The following is a 20184-nucleotide window of genomic DNA, read 5'->3' on the forward strand; positions in this document are numbered from 1 at the left end:
TGAGTTAGCCGTTTTGTTGTTGTACGATGACGTATAAGAAATCTCAATTTCTATCTGAACGAACCACCCGCGAACCATTCCGACGCTCTGGATACTCATCATGACGACACCGCAGGAACTGAAGCAGATCGTTTCCGAAGGCCTCCTGTCCTTCCCCGTTACCGACTTTGACGAACAAGGCGATTTCCGCGCCGACACCTATGCTGAGCGCCTCGAATGGCTCGCTCCTTACGGCGCGTCGGCGCTGTTCGTCGCCGGCGGCACGGGCGAATTCTTCTCGCTCACGCACAACGACTATTCGAACGTCGTGAAGACGGCCGCCGAAGTCTGCAAAGGCAAGGTGCCGATTCTCGCCGGCGCGGGCGGCCCGACGCGCGTCGCGATCGCTTACGCACAGGAAGCCGAGCGCCACGGCGCGAACGGCATTCTGCTGATGCCGCACTACCTGACGGAAGCCTGCCAGGAAGGTATCGCCGCGCACGCGGAAGAAGTCTGCAAGTCCGTGCCGAACATGGGCGTGATCATCTATAACCGTGCGAACTCCAAGCTTAACGCCGATATGCTCGAAGGGCTGGCCGAGCGCTGCCCGAACCTGATCGGCTTCAAGGACGGCGTGGGCGAGATCGAGAACATGGTGTCGATCCGCCGCCGCCTCGGCGACCGCTTCTCCTATCTCGGCGGCTTGCCGACCGCGGAAGTCTATGCCGCGGCGTACAAGGCGCTGGGGGTGCCGGTGTATTCGTCGGCAGTGTTCAACTTCATTCCGAAGACCGCGATGGACTTCTATCGCGCCATCGCCGCGGACGACCACGCGACCGTCGGCAAGCTGATCGACGAATTCTTCCTGCCGTATCTGGCGATCCGCAACCGCCGCGCCGGCTACGCGGTCAGCATCGTCAAGGCGGGCGCGAAGCTGGTCGGCCACAGCGCCGGTCCGGTCCGCGCGCCGCTGACCGATCTGACGGAAGAAGAAATGAGCAAGCTGGACGCGCTCATCAAGACGCTCGGTCCGCAGTAATCCGGCTGGCCTATTAGTAGCAATTGACACCCGCCGGCCGTGCGAACGATGGCTGCGTAGACGGCACCGCAAAGAGCGCCCGGGACGGCAACGTCGCCGGGCGTTTTTGTGCCGCACGAATGTATCGACGAAGCGTCGTAGCCGCTTTTTGCGCCACGACGCCTCGGGAGCCCACTCCTCCCGCGCAAAAGAAATTCAGGAGATGACCATGGAAATGAGCCGCACCGTCAGTGCCGCCCACGTCGCAAAGCGCACCCGAGTCCGCTACGGAATCCTGCTGCTGATCTTTCTGATCACGACCTTCAACTATGCAGACCGCGCCACGCTGTCGGTGACCGGCTCGGCCATGCGCGCCGAGTTCGGCTTCGACGCGATCCGCATGGGCTACATCTTCTCCGCGTTCAGTTGGGCCTACGTGCTGTCGCAACTGCCGGCCGGCTGGCTGCTGGACCGCTTCGGCGCACGGCGCGTCTACGCGGCGAGCATTTTCTTCTGGTCGCTCTTCACGCTGCTGCAAAGCTCGATCGGCTTGCTGGGCAGCGCGGCGGCCGCCGTCACCGCGCTGTTCGTGCTGCGCTTTGCGATGGGCGCGGCCGAATCGCCGGCATTTCCGGCCAATGCGAAGGTCGTGGCGAGCTGGTTCCCGACCAACGAACGCGGCACGGCGTCGGCCATTTTCAATTCGGCGCAATACTTCGCGGCGGTCGTGTTCACGCCGTTGATGGCGTGGCTTACCCACGCGTTCGGCTGGCACATGGTCTATGTCGTGATGGGCGTGATGGGGCTCCTGCTCGCGCTCACCTGGCTGAAGGTGATGAAGAACCCCGCGGATCATCCGCGTGTTTCGCGCGCCGAGTTGGAGTACATCGAACAGGGCGGCGGCGTGATCAGCGGGCAGAAGCAAGCCCGATCCGCCGACAAGATCGAAAGTACCGGCGGCTGGTCCCTGGTTCGCCAACTGCTCAGCAACCGCATGCTGGTCGGTGTCTATCTCGCGCAGTACTGCATCAACGTGCTGACCTACTTCTTCCTGACGTGGTTTCCGATCTACCTCGTGCAGGCGCGTGGCATGACGATTCTGCAAGCAGGTCTGGTCGCTTCGCTGCCGGCGATTTGCGGATTCTCGGGCGGCGTGCTCGGCGGCATCCTGTCCGACGGACTGATCCGTCGCGGCCATTCGCTCACGATCGCGCGCAAGGTGCCGATCGTCGGCGGCATGCTGCTGTCGGTGTGCATCATCGGTTGCAACTATGTGTCGACCGACTGGGTCGTCGTCGCGCTCATGTCGCTCGCGTTCTTCGGCAAAGGCATCGGCGCGCTCGGCTGGGCTGTCGTCGCCGATACGTCGCCGAAAGAAGCGCTCGGTCTCTCCGGCGCGATCTTCAATATGTTCGGCAACGTCGCCGGTATCGTGACGCCGATCGTGATCGGCTATCTCGTGGCGAAGACCGGCTCGTTCAACGGCGCGCTGGTGTTCGTGGGCATCAATGCCCTGCTCACGGTGTTCAGCTATCTCGTGATCGTGAAAGACATCAAGCGGGTCGAGTTGCGCCCGCGCTGATCGCGCGGCGGTTATCGTACTTCTCTGCGGACGGCGAAATGAGCGCCGTCGCAGCGTGAAACGCAGGCTACAAAGGGAACCCGGCGCCGTATCGGGCGCCGGCCCGCAAAATGATATGGCGTGGTTATAATCAGTCGTCAGACGACGGTATAATGAAACGCATGAAGTGTCTGCAACTATCTGATTCAAGGGGCGTTTTCGATGGCTACACCACTGGCATCCGCGGCACCGCCACGACGCGCTCGTAATCTTGCCGAGTTCGTCGTCAGCTACGTCACCGAGCAAATCGCGTCCGGCGCGCTGAAGCCCGGCGACAAACTGCCGACCGAATCGCAACTCATGGTCACGCTGAGCGTGAGCCGCACCGTCATTCGCGAGGCGATTTCGCGTTTGCAGGCGGGCAAGATCATCGAGACGCGGCACGGCATCGGCAGCTTCGTGCTCGAGCCGCAGCGCGAAAAGCTGGGCATCGACATGGTGCCCGCCACCACCCTGCGCGACGTGTTGTCGATCCTGGAACTGCGCATCAGTCTCGAAACGGAATGCGCGGGTCTCGCGGCCCAGCGCGCCAAGCCGGACGACCTCGCGCGCATGCGCGGCGCGCTCGACGCAATCGAAGCCACGCGCCATAACGGGCTGGACAGCGTCGACGCCGATCTGCAGTTTCATATCTCGGTGGCGCGCGCCACGGGCAACCGCTATTTCGTCGACATCCTCACGCAAATGGGCAGCGCGCTGATTCCGCGGAACCGGCTCGATTCGGCGGGCATTGCGCGCGCGGAACCGGACGCGTATCTGTCGCTCGTCAACCTCGAGCACGAAAGCATTCTCGAAGCAATCACGCGGCACGACGCGGAAGGCGCGCGCGCGGCCATGCGCATGCATCTGTCCAACAGCCGCGAGCGTCTGCGGCGCGCTAACGAAGCCGCCGAGGCGAATAGCTGATTCGGCTCGCTTCTGATTCGGGTTCGCTAAGGCGGACGCAATAGAAAAATGGCCGGGATATCCCGGCCATTCTTTTATCTCACTCGATTACCCGCCACTTAACTGCGCGTGATCTCGCCATCGCGACGACGCCACAGGTCCAGCGGGTTGCCGTCGGTCAGCGCTTGCGGCAGCAGATCGGCCGGGAAATCCTGGTAGCACACCGGACGCAGGAAGCGCTCGATCGACGTCGTGCCGACCGAAGTCGCGCGGCTATCGGACGTCGCCGGAAACGGGCCGCCGTGCACCATCGCGTGCGACACCTCGACACCCGTCGGGAAACCGTTCACCAGAATCCGGCCGGCCTTGCGTTCGAGAATCGGCACCAGCTTCTTCGCCGCTGCCAGGTCGGCGCTGTCCATCTGCACCGTGGCGGTCAACTGGCCGGCAAAGTGCTCGGCGACCGCGAGCAGTTCCCGCTCGTCCTTGCAACGGACGATGGTCGACGCCGGGCCGAACACCTCGTCTTCCAGTGCCGGCGTGGCGAGGAACGTCTGTGCGTCGGTCACGAACAACGCCGCGCGCGCCTGCGTCGGGCCGGTTGTATCGACACCGCGCGCTACAGCCTCGACGCCCTTGATCGCCGCCAGCTTGCCTTCGCCTTCTTCATAAGCAGCGCAGATGCCGGACGTCAGCATGGTCTGCGCGGGCTTGCCGCTCAGCGCGTCCGACGCCGTGGCGACGAAAGTCTTGAGCGCGTCGCTGTCGACGGCAATTGCGAGACCCGGATTGGTACAGAACTGGCCGGCGCCAAGCACCAGCGAATCGACGAAACCGCGCGCGATGCTCTCGCCGCGCGCAGCCAGCGCATTCGACAGGAGGAACACGGGATTGATGCTGCTCATTTCCGCGTAGACCGGAATCGGCTCGGCACGCGCCGCCGCGACGCGCATCAGCGACGTGCCGCCCGCGCGCGAACCGGTGAAGCCAACCGCCTTGATCGCGGGATGCGCAACCAGCGCCTCGCCGACGGAATTCCCCGCGCCGACGATCATCGAGAACACGCCTTCAGGCAAGTCCATCTCTTGCGCGACGCGCTGGATCACGCGGCCGACCATCTCGGACGTGCCGAGATGCGCGCGGTGCGCCTTCACCACGACCGGGCAGCCGGCCGCGAGCGCTGCCGCCGTGTCGCCGCCCGCCACCGAAAACGCGAGCGGGAAATTGCTGGCGCCGAACACCGCGACCGGGCCGAGCGGAATCTTTTGCATGCGCAGGTCAGAGCGCGGCAGCGGCTTGCGCTCCGGCAGCGGCGAATCGAGCGTGGCGGCGAGCCACTGGCCGGCGCGCACGACTTGCGCGAACAGCTTGAGCTGGCCCGTGGTGCGGCCGCGTTCGCCTTCGAGACGCGCCTTCGGCAGACCCGATTCCTGGTGCGCCCGTTCGATCAGCGCGTCGCCCAACGCCGTGATGCCGTCGGCGATACGCTCGAGAAACTCGGCCCGCACCGTGAGCGGCAGTTGCCGGTACGGATCGAACGCTTGCTGCGCCAGCTCACACGCCTGCCCCACGACGGCCACCGAGCCGCTACCGAAAACCGGCTCCGCGATATCGGATCCCGTGGCAGGATTGAACCCATGCAATGGTTTTTCCTCGCCGCGCACCGCTTGGCGGCCGATCAGCATTTCGCCGGTAATAGACATTTGCTTTCCTTGAGTGAAGGCCTAAGATATAGGTCATCCTACAACATTACGAGGTATGCGCGCAACCTGAAACGCTTGCCTGGCGAGGAATTCGGGTTAACGTGACCGTTACAACCGGCGAGGCCGGTGCTAATCTGCAATCAAGACATACGACGACCTATAACTGGTGTTGAGCCGTCGTCGGAACTTGCCCGATCCATTACCGTTCGAGGAAAACAGCCGATGCCAGCCGTCACGCCTTACCAGCCCTTACCCAACAGTTTCCGCCGAGCAGTGTGCGGCGGTGAAACCCTGATCGGCTGCTGGGCGTCGCTCGCCAGCCCGATCGTCACCGAACTGCTCGGCATTATCGGCTTCGACTGGATGCTGCTGGACGCCGAGCACGCGCCGAACGACGTCCTTACGCTGATCCCGCAGTTGATGGCGCTCAAGGACAGCGGCAGCGCGCCGGTCGTACGGCCGCCCGCTAACGACAGCGTGTTCATCAAGCGGCTCCTCGACACCGGCTTCTCGAATTTCCTGGTGCCGTTCGTGGAAAGCGCCGACGACGCGGCGCGCGCCGTTGCCGCCACGCGTTACCCGCCGCAGGGCATTCGCGGCGTCTCGGTGAGCCATCGCGGCAATCGTTACGCGACGGTGCCCGACTACTTCGACGTCGCCAACGACAACGTCTGCGTCATCGTGCAGATTGAAAGCCGCAAGGCCGTCGACGCGATCGACGAAATTCTCGCCGTTGACGGCGTCGACGCCGTGTTCGTCGGGCCGTCCGACCTCGCGGCCGCATACGGCCATCTCGGCAATGCGAATCATCCCGACGTGCAGGCGGCGATCGCGCGCGTGTTCGAACGCGCGCAAGCCGCGGGCAAGCCGAGCGGCATTCTCGCGCCGGTGCAGGCCGACGCCGAGCGCTACATCTCCATGGGCTGCCGCGTCGTCGCGGTCTGCGCGGATATGGGGCTGCTGAAAGCGGCCGCGCAGACGGTTCAAAAACACTTCATGCAGAAACAGGCGGGCCAGCAATAACCCGGCCGCCATGACATCTTCGGAGCATTCCATGCAAAAAGCAGGCTTTATCGGACTCGGCATCATGGGCAAGCCCATGGCCGCCAACCTTCTCAAGAACGGCGTCGCGCTGGCAGCGTTCACACGCAGCGGCGTGCCCGACGATCTCATCCAGGCGGGCGCTGTCGCGTGCGACAGCCCCGCTGCCGTGGCCGCGCAGGCCGACGTGATTTTCATCATGGTGCCGGATACGCCCGACGTCGAGCGCGTGCTGTTCGGCGAACAAGGTCTCGCCGGATCGTTGCGCGCGGGACAAACCGTCGTCGACATGAGCTCGATTTCGCCGATGGCCACCCGCGAGTTCGCGGCCCGCGTGCGCGAGACCGGCGCGGACTATCTGGATGCGCCGGTCTCCGGCGGCGAAGTCGGCGCCAAGGCCGGCTCGCTGACCATCATGGTGGGCGGCGAAACCGCGACCTTCGATGCCGTCAAGCCGCTGTTCGACATGATGGGCAAGAACGTCACGCTGATCGGTGGCGTCGGCGCCGGCCAGGTGTGCAAGGTGGCCAACCAGGTGATCGTCGCCGCGACGATCGAGGCAGTCGGCGAGGCGCTGCTGCTCGCCTCCAAGGCCGGCGTCGATCCGGCGCGCGTGCGGGAAGCGCTGATGGGCGGGTTCGCGTCCTCGCGCATTCTCGAAGTGCACGGCGAACGCATGACCAAACGCACCTTCGATCCGGGCTTCCGCATCGAGTTGCACCAGAAGGATCTGAACCTCGCGCTCTCCACCGCGCAATCGCTCGGCGTCTCCCTGCCGAATACGGCCACCTGCCAGGCGCTGTTCAACGCCTGCGTCGCGCACGGCGGCAAGGCGTGGGACCACTCGGCGATGGTGCGCGCGCTCGAATTCCTCGCCGATCACGAGATTGGCCAGAAAACCGCTTAAGCCGCACGCCGCTTTTAAATGCGCCGCTCCGCTTGCCCTATGCAGATAGGCAGGACGGAGCGGCGCATACGTGCGTTCGCCGGCTTCGCAGCGAGTTGACGGAAGTCGTGTCACTTCCACCGCTAAAGTTTTTTTTACAAACATTAAGGATACCTTACGTTAAGAAAACAGGTTCGACGAGCTGCATTCCCCAAAGTGGCAACGATTATTGACAACGCCCGCAAAGGGCAAGGAGACATCCGTGGCAACCATAGATAAAACCAACGGCAAGCGGGCAACATCGAAAACGCCCGGCCAGGCTGAACCGAATTCGCCCGCTCGCCGCGCCTTTATCGTGCTGGCGGGTACGTCAGCCGGCGCGACGCTGCTAGGCGGCTTGTCCGCCTGCGGCGGCTCTGTCAACGGCGGCCCATCCACGCCGCCCGTGGTACAGGATCCGATCTGGGGCACCTCGGGCGCCGCGACGCAGATCATCGCTTCCTTGCAAGGCATCACCCAGTCGATGTTTCCCACACGCGACTTCCTGGTCACGCAATACGGCGCCACACCGTGCGCCGTCGTTGCCGCGGCTAATCCGTACACGGGCTCGGCGTCGGTCGCGAGTCCCGGTTCCAACCTGACCAACGCCGCTGCCTCGTTCGACTCGCGCCCCGCGTTTCTCGCCGCCATCCAGGCCTGCAATGCCGCAGGCGGCGGACGCGTGGTCGTGCCGGCCGGCACGTGGTACTGCGCTGGCCCGATCGTCCTGCTGAGCAACGTGAACTTTCACCTCAGCGCGAATTGCACGATCTATTTCAGCCCGAACCCCGCCGACTACGCGAAGGACGGCCCGGTCGCCTGCGGCGCCAATGGCAATCTGTTCTATAGCCGCTGGCAGGCGAACGACTGCCTGAACTACGGCTCGCCGGTCTACGCGCGCAACCAGACCAACATCGCGCTGACCGGCGAAGACGCGACCTCGGTGCTCAACGGCCAAGCCATGACACCGTTCGCCGGCAGCGGCAACACCGCCACGTGCTGGTGGACTTTCAAGGGATCGAATGGCGCATACGGCTGCGTAAATTCATCGACGCCTTCGCAGGCGTACCTGAATCCGAAGAACGTCGATCTGAAAACCGCCGCACCCGGCATTTCCGATGCGCTCTATGCGCAACTGACCAGTCCCACGACACCGTGGCAGGAAGACCAGAACTACCTGCCCGCTCTCTCCGAAGCCGGTGTGCCGATTGCGCAGCGCGTCTTCGGTGTCGGCCACTATCTGCGTCCGTGCATGGTCGAGTTCATCGGCTGCACGAATGTGTTGATGGAGAACTACAGCACCAACAACACGCCGTTCTGGCAGCATCATCCGACCGATTGCAAGAACGTCGTGATTCGCGGCGTGACGACCAACAGCATCGGCCCGAATAACGACGGCTTCGATCCGGACGCATGTAACAACGTGCTGTGCGACAGCGTCACGTTCAACACCGGCGACGATTGCATCGCGATCAAGTCGGGCAAGGATCTGGATACGCAATACGGTCCCGCGCAGAATCACGTGATCCAGAACTGCATCATGAACAGCGGTCACGGCGGCATCACGCTCGGCAGCGAAATGGGCGGCGGCGTGCAGAACATCTATGCGCGCAATCTGCAGATGCTGAATCAGAACTGGGCGACCAATCCGCTGAACATCGCGATTCGCATCAAGACGAATATGAATCGCGGCGGCTTCGTGAAGAACTTCTACGTCGATACCGTCACGCTGCCCAACGGCGTCGCCCTGAAAGGCGGGGGTTACGGCAGCGCGTTGCTGAGCGGCAGCCCGATCAACGCCACGGTGCCGCTCGGCGTCGTGACGGCGAGCGCAGCCAATCCGTCGGCGGCGCAGGGCGGCCTGATCACGTTCGACTGCGACTATCAACCGGCGAACGACGCCATTCGAATCCGTCCGGCGGTCGTGCAGAACGTGAACATTTCGAACGTGACGGCGAGCAACGTGACGCTTAACGGCGTGACCGGCTCGTGCTTTCAGGCGATCGTCGCTCAAGGGCCCGTCGCGTTCGACTACAACGGCGCGGCCCCGACGCCGACCATTCCGCCGATCAGCGGCGTGACGATCTCGAACTGCAATCTGGGCACGGCAGTCTCGGCCGGGCCAGCGAGCGCGACTACACCTGGACCGATCTACGCGTACAACGTCAACGGCATTACGTTGAACAATGTGGTGATCGGCGCGACGACTTACAACACGACGGTCGTCGATAAGCGTTAAGCAGTTAGCGGTTGAACGGCTGGGCGAAGCGCGAGCTTCGTTCAGCCGTGGAGATTCAAGAAACGCAGGGAACAAAGCAAAAATGGCGGCGCCCGAAAGCGCCGCCATTTTCATTTCCGGCTCGACTGATCGGCGTCCGGAATTCATCGCGACCTGGCCTGACTCACTTGACCACCGCGCTCGCCGGTGTCCAGCGCGGCTCGGGCGTCTTGTCGGCGCTCTTCGCCAGCAGACACACCACGGCGGCCGCGATGATGTCGAACACCGCCAGCACCACGAACAACGGGCTGTAGCCGATCTGCGTGACCAGCACGCCGAACAGCGCCGTGAACGCAGCCGCGCCCAGGTAGCCTGCCATACCGCCCATGCCGGTCGCGGTAGCGACTTCGTTCTTGCCGAACATATCGGACGTAATCGCGTACAGCGCACCCGACAAGGTCTGATGCGCAAAACCGCCGACGCACAGCAGCGCCACCGCCACATAAGGACTCGCCACCAAGCCGACACAGGCCGGTCCGATCATGAACAGCGCGCCGACCACGAACACCATCTTGCGCGACGTGAAGAGCGACACCTTCGCGTACTTGTGAAACAGCGGACTGAGATAGCCGCCCAGCACGCAGCCGATGTCGGCGGCCAGAAACGGCATCCATGCATACAGCGCGACTTCCTTCAGGTTCATGTGACGCTCGGTCATCATGTACAGCGGAATCCACGCGTTGAAGGTCTGCCAGGCCGGCTCGGAGAGCATGCGCGGAATGCCGATCGCCCAGAAATCGCGGCTGCCGAGCATGGCGAGCCAGCTGCGCTTGGCGGCGCCGGCGTCGCTGTGCTTCGCTTCCTGGCCGCTGAGAATGTAGTCGCGTTCAGCGTCGCTCAACAGCTTCTGGTTGCGCGGGTGCTTGTAGAGCACCATCCACAGCACGCTCCAGATAATCCCAGCCACGCCGACGATCACGAAGGCCAACTGCCACTCGCCGCGCAACAACGCCCACACCACCAGCGGCGGCGCCAGCAACGCGCCGATCGACGAGCCGATGTTGAACCAGCCGATCGCCACCGAACGCTCCTTGGCGGGGAACCACTCGCTCGTCGCCTTGACGCCGGCCGGAATGCCGGCCGCCTCGGCAATGCCGAGCAGGCCGCGGAAGAACGCGAGGCTGCGCCAGCCCGTCGACCACGCCGCCGCCGCGCAAGCCAGCGACCATGCCAGCGCGAACGCCGCAAAGCCGATCTTGGTGCCGACAGTGTCGAGCAGGTAGCCGGCGACCGGCTGCATGAATGCATAGCAAAGCTGCCACGCCACGACCACGTGCGAATACTGCTCCGTGGTGATGTGGAGGTCCTTCATCAACGTCGGCGCCGCGACTGACAGCGTATTGCGCGCGAGGTAATTGATAATGAGCCCGGCCGCGACCAGACTGACCATCCACCAGCGGATGCCCTTGATTTTCATTGCTGCGTCTCCTCGTAATCCTGAACGGCTCAAACAGGCCGCGTAGTGGAAGCGGCCGAGCCGTCCGGAGCGGCGTCATCGCGCGAATAATCGATACCCACAAAGCTGCCGCCCTGGAAGCGCTGGCCGAGCGCGTCGAGCGGATTCGGCCGCGCGAGGATTTCCTCGGCGTAGACCTCGGCATCCTGCGTCGGCTGATAGCCCAGACGTTCGGCGCCGCTGTTGTCCCACCAGCTGCGTGTGTTGGCCGACACGCCCCAGATGGTCAGGAAGCCCACGTTCTCCGCTTCGACACAGCGGTCGAGGAAATGCAGCAGATCGCGATGACCGAACCAGGTGCTCAGGTGCCGGGGCTCGGTCGGCCGCTCGAGGCAACTGCCGATGCGCACGCAAACGCTCTCGATGCCGTGCTTGTCCCAGTACATTCTGGCGAGCGCTTCGCCCCACACCTTGCTCAGGCCGTAGAAGCCGTCCGGGCGCAGTTCGCAGTCGAGGCTGAGATGCTCGGTGACCGGATACATGCCGATCGCATGATTGGAGCTCGCGAACACGATGCGCTTCACGCCTTGCCGGCGCGCGCCTTCGTACACTTCGACCAGCCCGCGCAGATTGTTTTCGATGATCTCGGGCAGCGGACGCTCCACGCTCGTACCCGCGAAATGGATCAGGACGTCCACGCCTTCCAGCAGACGATCCACAATCGCGGGGTCGCGCAGATCGCCGTGCATCACGTCCTCGCCTTCCACGAGCGGCACGAGGGCCTTCGAGCCCGCGGCCGAACGCAACGGCGTGCCGCGTGCGATCAACGCAGCGCGTACCACCGAGCCAAGCTGGCCACCGGCTCCACTCAGAGCAATCTTCTTCATAAGGTTCCTTTCCTGCGCCGCGCGCGATCGAACTTGGGTACAGCCGTCGCTTCTGTCATGCCGGCAGCGTCTGCCGATTCAGCGATAGTTGTACGATAACGTACTATCGACGATACCAGACCGTATTTCAATTAGGCACTTACCCTTATCTCAATGAGCTGCCCGCCAGATTTCTCTTAATAAACAAGCGAATAGGCGGACACTATTTATGTGACATCGTATAACTAGAAACGCGTTTTTGCTCCAGAGTCCGGGATGGGAAGGACCTCGTCGGCCGGCTCCGCGCAGACGCACACAAGCGCGTAGACTTGATGCGCTCACGCGCAAGCCGGACTGCCGCCATGGCCCGGCGCAGCGCCCCTCTTCGATTGATTTTTAGCGCCGCACGCCACCATGCTCACTGCCCACTGTTCCGTGCAGTCCGTTGCCCTTCCGGCTGAATCGAGCGTCGCGCGTTTGTACGACGCGCCGGACCTGGCCGACGCCTATGCGGTCCGCCTGCCCGAGAACGCCATCGACGATCCGGAGTTGCTGGCGCGCTTTGTGTTCGCGCATCAGGCGGGATGGGTCGCGAGGTTGATGGGATTGCGCGATGCGATCGTCGCCCGTTTCGGCCTGAAGACCGCGGCGCAGTTACGCAGCATCAAGGATCCCGCCGCCGCAAGGGAGCGCCTCGACATCTTCAGGATCTACACGCGTAGCGCGCACGAGATCATCCTCGGCGAAAACGACCGTCATCTCGACTTCCGGGTTTCAGTGCTGCAGCAAACTCGCGGCACGCAGGAAGGACGCTCGCGCTATCTGATCCTGTCCACCGTCGTGCATTGCCACAATCGACTCGGCCGTTTCTATATTCTCGCGATCGCGCCGTTCCACCGGATGGTGGTGCGCTCGTCATTGCGGCGAGCGGCGCGCATCGGCTGGCCGACCGCCTGAGCGGTTCGACACGCGGGCGCGTGAACGATCACGGCCCGCGGTTCGGGTTCAAGTGCAACTGGGCGTGCTTGCTTACCCGCAGCCCACCGCACTCGCGACATCGACGCATCAACACGTCACCGCATTACGACCCGATGAACTCCAGCAGATCGCCGTTCACCTTGGCGGCCTCGACGGTGCACATGCCGTGCTGGCCGCCCGGATAGACCTTGAGCGTGGCGTTCTTCACGATCTTCGCGGTCAGACGGCCGGCCGCATCGATCGGCACGATCTGGTCGTCGTCGCCGTGCAGCACTAGCGTCGGCACGTCGATCTTCTTCAGGTCTTCCGTGTAGTCGACTTCGGAGAACTGCTTGATGCAGTCATACAGTCCCTTGATCGAGCCAGCCATGCCCTGGACCCAGAACGAATCGATCACGCCTTGCGACACCTTCGCGCCCGGACGGTTGTAGCCGTAAAACGGCAGCGCCAGATCCTTGAAGAACTGCGAGCGGTCGTCTTCCACGCCTTTGCGGATGCCGTCGAACACGTCGATCGGCGTGCCGTTCGGATTGCTCTCCGTCTTCAGCATCAACGGTGGCACCGCGCCGATCAGCACGGCCTTCGCGACGCGTTGCGTGCCATGCCGGCCGATGTAATGCGCGGCTTCCCCGCCGCCCGTCGAATGGCCGACGAGCGTGGCGTCCTTCAGATCGAGTTGCTCGATCAGCGCGGCGAGATCGTCGGCGTAGGTGTCCATGTCATTGCCGTCCCACGTCTGCTCCGATCGGCCATGCCCGCGCCGGTCATGGGCGATCACGCGAAAGCCTTTGTTGCCGAGGAACATCATCTGCGCGTCCCAGGCGTCCGCGCTCAACGGCCAACCGTGCGAGAAGACGACCGGGCGACCCTTGCCCCAGTCCTTATAGAAAATGGTCGTACCGTCTTTCATCTTGATCGTGCTCATCTGCTGACTCCTGTTAGTTGAAGTCTGCCGTCGCCGGCAGGTGGATGAAGCGTGTTCTCTTGAACCATTCGCGTGGCACGCGACACGACGCCCATTCGAGGCACGGCATGCCTCGCACCACACGTTGATGACGGATTCGCGACGCGCCCAGGCGATTCAGCCGGTGCGTCGGCGATGACTATTCGAAGCGAATAACGGGAAAAAATACTGGACTGGCTATACGGCGTGCATGCGTGAGTAGCATGCGCTCATTTGAAAAATGCTGCCGTTTGGCTGCCTGCATGGTATGGGCAATCGAGCCCGTTGGCTAGCCGCCGGGCGCATGGAAAGTCCGTTCCGACGGAGTGATTGTCGGTTGATGACAAGCCGATCCCAATTGCAGAACATCGCCTTGTGGATCGAATCTGCGGGCGGCGGCCTTAACTTGCTCCAGACCGATGCCGAGCCCGGCTCAAAGGCGTTCGAATCCGCCCGCGCGACAATGCTGCAGCGCGGTCGATTGCCGCAGTCGCGCCGTCGGCGCACCGAAACCGTGCCCGGCGCGCCCACCAAGGCGATCAGGAAAACTTGATATCCATCAACGACTTGCCGTCTCAAAATAAAAAAACGCCGCAAAACAACGTGGTTTTTTGACGCACGTCGCGTCGCAGCAAAGAATTTCCTCATCCCCTACTCTTGCGCCATCTGCCCAGTGCAGTGCGCACCGACAACGGTCGACGCGCGTAGTCCGCCCTCGCGGCCATCACGCACTTCACGCTCATGAACTCCGCTCTCTCGGCCTTCGATCTCGCCCGCATCCAGTTTGCGTTCACCGTCTCGTTCCACATCGTTTTTCCGGCGCTCAGCATCGGCCTCGCCAGCTTCATCGCCGTGCTCGAATGGCGCTGGCTGAAAACCCGCAAGGCGTACTACAAAGACCTTTGCCTGTTCTGGTCGAAGATCTTCGCAGTGGCCTTCGGCATGGGCGTGGTTTCCGGCGTGGTGATGAGCTATCAGTTCGGCACCAACTGGTCGGGCTTCTCCAGTTTCGCCGGCCCCGTCACCGGCCCTCTGTTGATGTACGAAGTGATGACCGCGTTCTTCCTCGAAGCGGGCTTCCTCGGCATCATGCTTTTCGGCTGGCAGCGCGTCAGTCCGCGCGCGCACTTCGGCGCCACGCTGATGGTGGCGATCGGCACGCTGATTTCGACCTTCTGGATTCTCGCTTCCAATAGCTGGATGCAAACGCCGCAAGGCTTCGAAGTCGTGAACGGCCGCGTCGTGCCGCTCGACTGGTTCAAGATCGTGTTCAATCCGTCGTTCCCATACCGGCTCGCGCATATGGCGCTCGCGGCGTTCATCGTCGCGGCGCTGGTGGTGTCGGCGGTGGGCGCGTGGCATCTGCTGCGCGGACGGCGCGATCCGGCCGTCAAGAAGATGTTCTCGATGGCGCTCTGGCTCCTCTTGATCCTCACGCCGGTCCAGGCGTTCGTCGGCGATCAGCATGGTTTGAACACGCGCGAATATCAGCCCGCCAAGATCGCGGCGATCGAGGGTCTGTGGGACACCGAAAAAGGCGGCACCGCGCTGAACCTGTTCGGCATTCCCGACATGCAGGCGGAAACCACGCGCTACGCCGTGTCGATTCCGCACCTGGGCAGCCTGATCCTCACGCATAGCTGGGACGGCGAAATTCGCGGTCTCAAGGAATTTCCGCCGCAAGACCGGCCGAACTCGACGGTGGTGTTCTGGAGCTTTCGCATCATGGCCGGCCTCGGCGTGCTGATGATCCTGATGTCGGTGGCCGCGTGGATGCTGCGCCGCCGTGGACGCCTGTTCGAATCGAAGTGGTTCCAGCGCGTCGCCGTGGCGATGGGGCCGACGGGTTTCATCACGCTGCTGGCCGGGTGGGTCACGACTGAAGCGGGTCGTCAGCCGTGGGTCGTGTACGGCGTGATGCGCACTTCGCAGGCCGTGTCGCCGCTCAGCACGCAGCAGGTCGGCATCTCGCTGATGACCTTCGTGGTCGTGTATTTCCTCGTGTTCGGCACCGGCGTCTACTACATGCTCAAGCTGATGCGCGCGGGTCCGGCGCTGCCTGGACACACGCCGCACGAAGCGCCGGAGCGCCTGCCGAACCAGACCGCGCGCCGCCCGCTTTCCGCCGCCGATCACATGATCGACGCCGCCTGAATCCAACCTTCTTCGCCAGCTACTTGCGATAGAGAAAGAACATGGACGTAACCGTAGTGTGGGCCGCGATCATCGCGCTGGGCCTTTTCATGTATGTGGTGCTGGACGGCTTCGATCTGGGCATCGGCATCGTCTTCCCGTTCTTCCCCGATGAGAAGGAACGCGACCTGATGATGAACACCGTCGCGCCGGTGTGGGACGGCAACGAAACCTGGCTGGTGCTCGGCGGCGCAGGGCTCTTCGCAGTGTTCCCCGCGGTCTACTCGACCGTACTGTCCGCGCTGTATCTGCCGCTGATCTTCATGCTCGTGTGTCTGATCTTTCGCGGCGTGTCGTTCGAGATTCGCGCCAAGGCCAATCGCACGAAGCATCTGTGGGACCTCGCGTTCATCGGCGGTTCGGCGGGCGCGACGTTCTTTCAGGGCATCGCGCTGGGTGCATTCCTGCAAGGCATCCCCGTGATCGACGGCGCGTATGCCGGCCACGCCTTCGGCTGGCTCACGCCGTTCAGCCTGCTCACGGGCCTCGGACTCGTGGTCACTTATGCGCTGCTCGGCTGCTGCTGGCTGGTGGCGAAGACCGAAGGCGATCTGCAACGCCGCCTGCATCGCGTAGTCTGGCCGCTGACGATCGTGCTGCTCGGCTTCGTCGCGATGGTCAGCCTGTGGACGCCGCTGCAGGATCCGAATATCGCGCAGCGCTGGTTCCACGACGGCCTCTTCTACCGTCTGCTGCCGGTGCCCTTCCTCGTGGCGGTCGCGGCGTTCTTCATGCATCGCGCGGTGCGTGAGCGGCATCACAACACGCCGTTCGCGCTCGCGCTGCTGCTGGTGCTGCTCGGCTACGCGGGCTTGCTGGTGAGCTTGTGGCCGTATGCGATTCCGTCGAGCATGACGCTCTGGGAAGCGGCCGCGCCGCGCTCGAGCCAGATGTTCACGCTGGCCGGCGCAGCGGTGATTCTGCCGATCATCATCGCCTACACGACGATGGGTTATTGGGTATTTCGCGGCAAGGTGCGTCATGGCGACCAACATCACTATCACTAAGCAGACCAACCCGGACGCAACGCTCGGCGCATCGAGCGCGCCGGCGCGCAAAGTGCCGGGCTGGCTCTGGTTCATCGCGCTGTGGTGCTTCGGCGTGGGCTCGGCGATGTCGCTCGGATTCGCATTCAAGCTTCTGATGAATGCGACGTTATTTGCAGTCAAATAGAGACTGCTTCAGCGCGCTTCGATCCGGCGCGCATAACCTTCGGAATCCTGCGGGGACGCCTTTAAAAAAGGACCGTTCGGCTCGTCTACCAAGCAAGCCGTAAACTATGCGCGAGAGACCTGCCTTGGACATCATGCGGTGCATCGGAGCAGACGGCGATTTAACAAATAAACGGTCACACAAGCGGTTCGCCGGAAGGTGCGCCGCGCCACCGATCAGGCATATGATCGCGGGGTGGGCGGCAATGATGCGATTCACGAGGCTAGAAGTAAAACGAGACCCTATAACGGCGGTAGCCCACATCGGGCAGGCCCGACTCGCGGAGACATCATGAAGTTTCTTGTAGCCGACGACCATGAACTGATTCGTCAAGGCGTCAAAGGCATGCTGCGCGGCCTCGATCCCGACGCCCAGTTCGACGAAGCCGACAACTGGGAGACGCTTGCCCTGCTCGCGCGTCCCGACGCCGATCACGATCTTGCCATCGTCGATCTGCATATGCCGGGCATGAGCGGCGCTTCGTCGCTCGAAGTGCTGTTGAAGGCGAACCCCGCGCTGCCGCTTGTCGTCCTCTCCGCCGAAGAATCGCCCGACGAAATGCGCGCGGTGCTGGCCGCCGGCGCGCTCGGCTTCGTGCCGAAGCGCCAGCCCGCCAGCGTCATGCTCAAAGCGATCGAACTGGTGCTTTCCGGCGGCGCTTATGTGCCAATGGAAGCGCTCAGCCTGCTGGGTTCGCGCGATGCGCAGGCCGCGCCCATGCCCGCTCGTGCCGAAGCGCTCGCTGATCCGTCGCAGCAACATGCGGCTCCGGTCGGCGCGCACGCGCCAAGCCAGGGCGGCGCCACGCTCACGGAACCGCTCACGCAGATCCAGGCACTGCAGCCGCACCAGCAGCATCTGCTGGAGAATCTGTCGCCGCGTCAGCAAGACATCATGCGGCTCGTGCATCGTGGCTGGACCAACAAGATGATTGCGCGCGACCTGGGCGTTGCCGAAGGCACGGTGAAGGTGCATCTGTCGGTGATCTTCCGGGCGCTCGGCGTGCATAACCGGTCGACGGCGATCGCCGTAATCAACGGCTGGCTGGAAGCCGGGAAAACCCTGTAGCACGCGATCGATGACAGGCGGCGTTCACGCCGCCCGTTCGCCTCTACTTTTGCGGTGCGCTCTGCGACTGGGTGCTTTGGGTCTGGCTTTGGGTCTGGCTCTGCACTCCGATTCTCGCTTCGCCTTGCGGCACGATCTCAGCAACCCGCGTCACCCCACTGACCGGCCGGCCGCCCGCTTCATGTCCCGTTTGGTCCACGCGCAATTCCAGCGCGGCGCCCGCCCGCCCCTTGTCCTGCTCGGCCTGCTGCCACAGCATCTCCAGCGTGCGCCGCAAGCGCGCCGGCGTGACCGGTTTATGGAGCACCGGAATCCCCTGCAAGGCGAGCGCCGCCAGTTCCGCCGACGCCATGTCGCCCGTGATCAGCAGCGTCACCACGTTGTCGTGCCCCGCGCGCGCGAGCACGTTGCGCACGGCAGTGAGCGCCTGCGCGCCGGTGCGGTGATTGGCCAACTGGTAGTCGCATAGCACGGCATCGGGCACGAAGCCGCCTTCGAGCGCGGCCAGCGCATCAACTTCGTCGCGCGCGCCGAGCACGCTGCAACCCCAGCGGCCCAGCAGACTGACGAGGCCTTCGAGAATCGACGGATCGTCGTCGATGCACAGCACGCGCCGCCCTTGCGCCGACGGACCGCCGGCCACCGCTTCGTTCAGGCTCGCGACGATGCCGCCGGGATCGCCCGCCTGCACCGGAAAGCGGAACACCGACCCGCGGCCCGGCGCCGAGCGCAGTTGCAACTCGCCGCCGAGCATGCTGACCAGCCGCTTCACCGTCGGCAAGCCGAGGCCGTGACCCTGGCGCGCGTCGCGTTGCGGATTGGCGACCTGATAGAACTCCTCGAAGATGCGCGCGTGTTCCTCCACGGGAATGCCGATGCCCGAGTCGCGCACTTCGATAAAGCCGCCCGTTTGCCGCCCGGCGCGGCGCAGGCCCAGCCAGATCGCGCCGTCTTCGGTATAACGCACGGCGTTCGACAGCAGATTGCTCAGCACGCGTTCGAGCAGCACCGGATCGTCGTGCACGACCATCGTGGTCGGCGCGATGCGTAGCGCCAGCCCTTTGGCGGCCGCCTGCGGACGATACTGGCTGCCGACCCGCTCGAACAGTTCGGACAGCCGGAAATGCAGCCGGATCACCTGGGTCACGCCGCTTTCGAGCCGCGCCAGATCGAGCACCTGGTTGAACAACTGGTTCAACGCCTCGACGTTGTAGACGATGTGCTCGGCGGTCTTCGCGTGCTGCACGGGCGTCGCCGCCGTGTCGTTGAGCGAGGCCGCGAGCAGGCCGATTGCATGCAGCGGCTGGCGCAAGTCGTGACTGGCAGCCGCGAAAAAGCGCGTCTTGGCGAGGCTCGCCTCTTCGGCCACCCGTTTCTGCGCGGCCAGCGACTCCGCAAGATACTGCTGATCGACGCGCGCCTGCACGACCTGCTGGAACAGCTTGCGATAACTCAACGCGTAGACGTTGATCGCGCAAAAGAAAAACGCGAGGACGATGGCAAGAATCGTGCGGTCGAACGTATGCGTGCCGAAATGCATGACGATCGACGGAAACAGCAGAAACGGAATCGAGGTCGAGAAATTCAGCAGGTCGAAGCCATTCGACATGAACACGCCTGCGGCAAGCGTGACGAGCATGACCGTGTGCAGCAGCGGCAGGTCGGACTGCGGGCTCTGGAACGCGAACCACACGGCGATGCCCGGCCCGCTGTAAAGCAGCATGCCGCGCACCGCGTGCAGAATAATCCAGCCGCGCGGCGAGACGAGTTTCGGGTAACGGCGGTTGCAGACCCAGAGCGCGAGGCCGGCGCAGTTGGCCGCGGCATAGAAACCGAAGCACGCAATGAACAGCGGCGGCGACGGGATTTTCGGCCAGTAAATCGCCACCAGCACCGCGATCGAAAACCAGTGCGAAAAGAACGCAATCGGATCCTGCGCGTACAACACGCGCACCAGGTCTTCGTCGATGGCACGCTGGATCGGGTCGGCCCGCATCGCGCGGTCTCCTTTTGTCGATCGGAGTTAGCGCCTGAGCTGTCGATCGGGGTTCGCGCGTTAGCGCGTTACTCCGATCCCA

General features: G+C 63.6%; 17 protein-coding genes. 12 read left to right on the forward strand and 5 right to left on the reverse strand.

Annotation, left to right across the window (positions count from 1 at the left end; genetic code table 11):
• Window positions 1-100 precede the first annotated feature (100 nt).
• The 3 genes from kdgD (at window position 101) to P0D80_RS19300 (ending at window position 3524) form a co-directional block, all read left to right on the forward strand.
• Entirely contained in the window at window positions 101-1018 is a 918-nt protein-coding gene (gene kdgD / locus P0D80_RS19290) for a 5-dehydro-4-deoxyglucarate dehydratase (RefSeq protein WP_132382848.1), read from the forward strand.
• Between the two features lie 148 nt (window positions 1019-1166).
• Entirely contained in the window at window positions 1167-2579 is a 1413-nt protein-coding gene (locus tag P0D80_RS19295) for an MFS transporter (protein WP_408286050.1), read from the forward strand.
• A 201-nt stretch (window positions 2580-2780) separates the two neighbouring features.
• Window positions 2781-3524 carry a FadR/GntR family transcriptional regulator gene (locus P0D80_RS19300; protein ID WP_132382844.1) on the forward strand — a complete coding sequence of 248 codons (744 nt, stop codon included), beginning with the start codon at window positions 2781-2783 and terminating at the stop codon, window positions 3522-3524.
• Window positions 3525-3622: 98 nt separating this feature from the next.
• Here the strand turns inward: P0D80_RS19300 and P0D80_RS19305 are convergent, their stop codons facing one another.
• Window positions 3623-5206, reverse strand: a complete 1584-nt coding sequence (locus P0D80_RS19305; protein ID WP_408286051.1) for an aldehyde dehydrogenase (NADP(+)) — start codon at window positions 5204-5206, stop codon at window positions 3623-3625.
• A gap of 222 nt (window positions 5207-5428) precedes the next feature.
• Here P0D80_RS19305 and garL point away from each other — a divergent pair, with 222 nt between their 5' ends.
• From garL to P0D80_RS19320, 3 genes are all read left to right on the forward strand, one after another.
• Window positions 5429-6229 (forward strand): 2-dehydro-3-deoxyglucarate aldolase, encoded by an 801-nt coding sequence (garL, locus tag P0D80_RS19310; RefSeq protein WP_408286053.1) that lies wholly within the window; start codon window positions 5429-5431, stop codon window positions 6227-6229.
• Window positions 6230-6260: 31 nt separating this feature from the next.
• Window positions 6261-7154 (forward strand): 2-hydroxy-3-oxopropionate reductase, encoded by an 894-nt coding sequence (locus tag P0D80_RS19315; protein WP_408178429.1) that lies wholly within the window; start codon window positions 6261-6263, stop codon window positions 7152-7154.
• Between the two features lie 250 nt (window positions 7155-7404).
• A complete protein-coding gene (locus P0D80_RS19320; RefSeq protein WP_408286136.1) occupies window positions 7405-9411 on the forward strand; it encodes a glycoside hydrolase family 28 protein in 2007 nt (668 codons plus the stop codon).
• A 163-nt stretch (window positions 9412-9574) separates the two neighbouring features.
• Here the strand turns inward: P0D80_RS19320 and P0D80_RS19325 are convergent, their stop codons facing one another.
• Together P0D80_RS19325 and P0D80_RS19330 are read right to left on the reverse strand one after the other, a co-directional pair.
• Entirely contained in the window at window positions 9575-10867 is a 1293-nt protein-coding gene (locus P0D80_RS19325; protein ID WP_408178430.1) for an MFS transporter, read from the reverse strand.
• Between the two features lie 29 nt (window positions 10868-10896).
• Window positions 10897-11733 carry an NAD-dependent epimerase/dehydratase family protein gene (locus tag P0D80_RS19330; RefSeq protein WP_408286055.1) on the reverse strand — a complete coding sequence of 279 codons (837 nt, stop codon included), beginning with the start codon at window positions 11731-11733 and terminating at the stop codon, window positions 10897-10899.
• Between the two features lie 393 nt (window positions 11734-12126).
• Here P0D80_RS19330 and P0D80_RS19335 point away from each other — a divergent pair, with 393 nt between their 5' ends.
• The gene (locus P0D80_RS19335; protein WP_408286057.1) at window positions 12127-12669 is read left to right on the forward strand and encodes a DUF2867 domain-containing protein; all 543 of its coding nucleotides are present in this window, start codon (window positions 12127-12129) and stop codon (window positions 12667-12669) included.
• Window positions 12670-12793: 124 nt separating this feature from the next.
• On the opposite strand, the gene P0D80_RS19340 is transcribed toward P0D80_RS19335, so the two are convergent.
• Window positions 12794-13615: an alpha/beta fold hydrolase gene (locus P0D80_RS19340; protein ID WP_408286058.1), complete on the reverse strand. Its 822-nt coding sequence runs from the start codon at window positions 13613-13615 to the stop codon at window positions 12794-12796.
• Between the two features lie 376 nt (window positions 13616-13991).
• On the opposite strand from P0D80_RS19340, the gene P0D80_RS19345 reads away from it, so the two are divergent.
• The 5 genes from P0D80_RS19345 to P0D80_RS19365 all read left to right on the forward strand — a co-directional run bounded on the left by P0D80_RS19345 (window position 13992) and on the right by P0D80_RS19365 (window position 18106).
• The gene (locus P0D80_RS19345; RefSeq protein ID WP_408286060.1) at window positions 13992-14186 is read left to right on the forward strand and encodes a hypothetical protein; all 195 of its coding nucleotides are present in this window, start codon (window positions 13992-13994) and stop codon (window positions 14184-14186) included.
• Window positions 14187-14374: 188 nt separating this feature from the next.
• Window positions 14375-15787, forward strand: a complete 1413-nt coding sequence (locus P0D80_RS19350; RefSeq protein ID WP_408286062.1) for a cytochrome ubiquinol oxidase subunit I — start codon at window positions 14375-14377, stop codon at window positions 15785-15787.
• A 41-nt stretch (window positions 15788-15828) separates the two neighbouring features.
• On the forward strand, window positions 15829-16833 hold the full coding sequence (gene cydB, locus P0D80_RS19355; protein WP_408286063.1) for a cytochrome d ubiquinol oxidase subunit II: 1005 nt from the start codon (window positions 15829-15831) through the stop codon (window positions 16831-16833).
• Window positions 16808-16999, forward strand: coding sequence for a hypothetical protein (locus tag P0D80_RS19360; protein WP_408286065.1), 192 nt, complete (start codon window positions 16808-16810; stop codon window positions 16997-16999). Before cydB ends, P0D80_RS19360 begins: the two co-directional genes overlap by 26 nt.
• Window positions 17000-17329: 330 nt before the next feature.
• Window positions 17330-18106: a response regulator gene (locus tag P0D80_RS19365; protein ID WP_408178437.1), complete on the forward strand. Its 777-nt coding sequence runs from the start codon at window positions 17330-17332 to the stop codon at window positions 18104-18106.
• A gap of 43 nt (window positions 18107-18149) precedes the next feature.
• On the opposite strand, the gene P0D80_RS19370 is transcribed toward P0D80_RS19365, so the two are convergent.
• Window positions 18150-20102, reverse strand: coding sequence for an ATP-binding response regulator (locus P0D80_RS19370; RefSeq protein ID WP_408178438.1), 1953 nt, complete (start codon window positions 20100-20102; stop codon window positions 18150-18152).
• Window positions 20103-20184: the final 82 nt, after the last annotated feature.

It is taken from the genome of Paraburkholderia sp. RL17-373-BIF-A (assembly GCF_046030175.1).
In the GTDB taxonomy this organism is placed as follows: domain Bacteria; phylum Pseudomonadota; class Gammaproteobacteria; order Burkholderiales; family Burkholderiaceae; genus Paraburkholderia.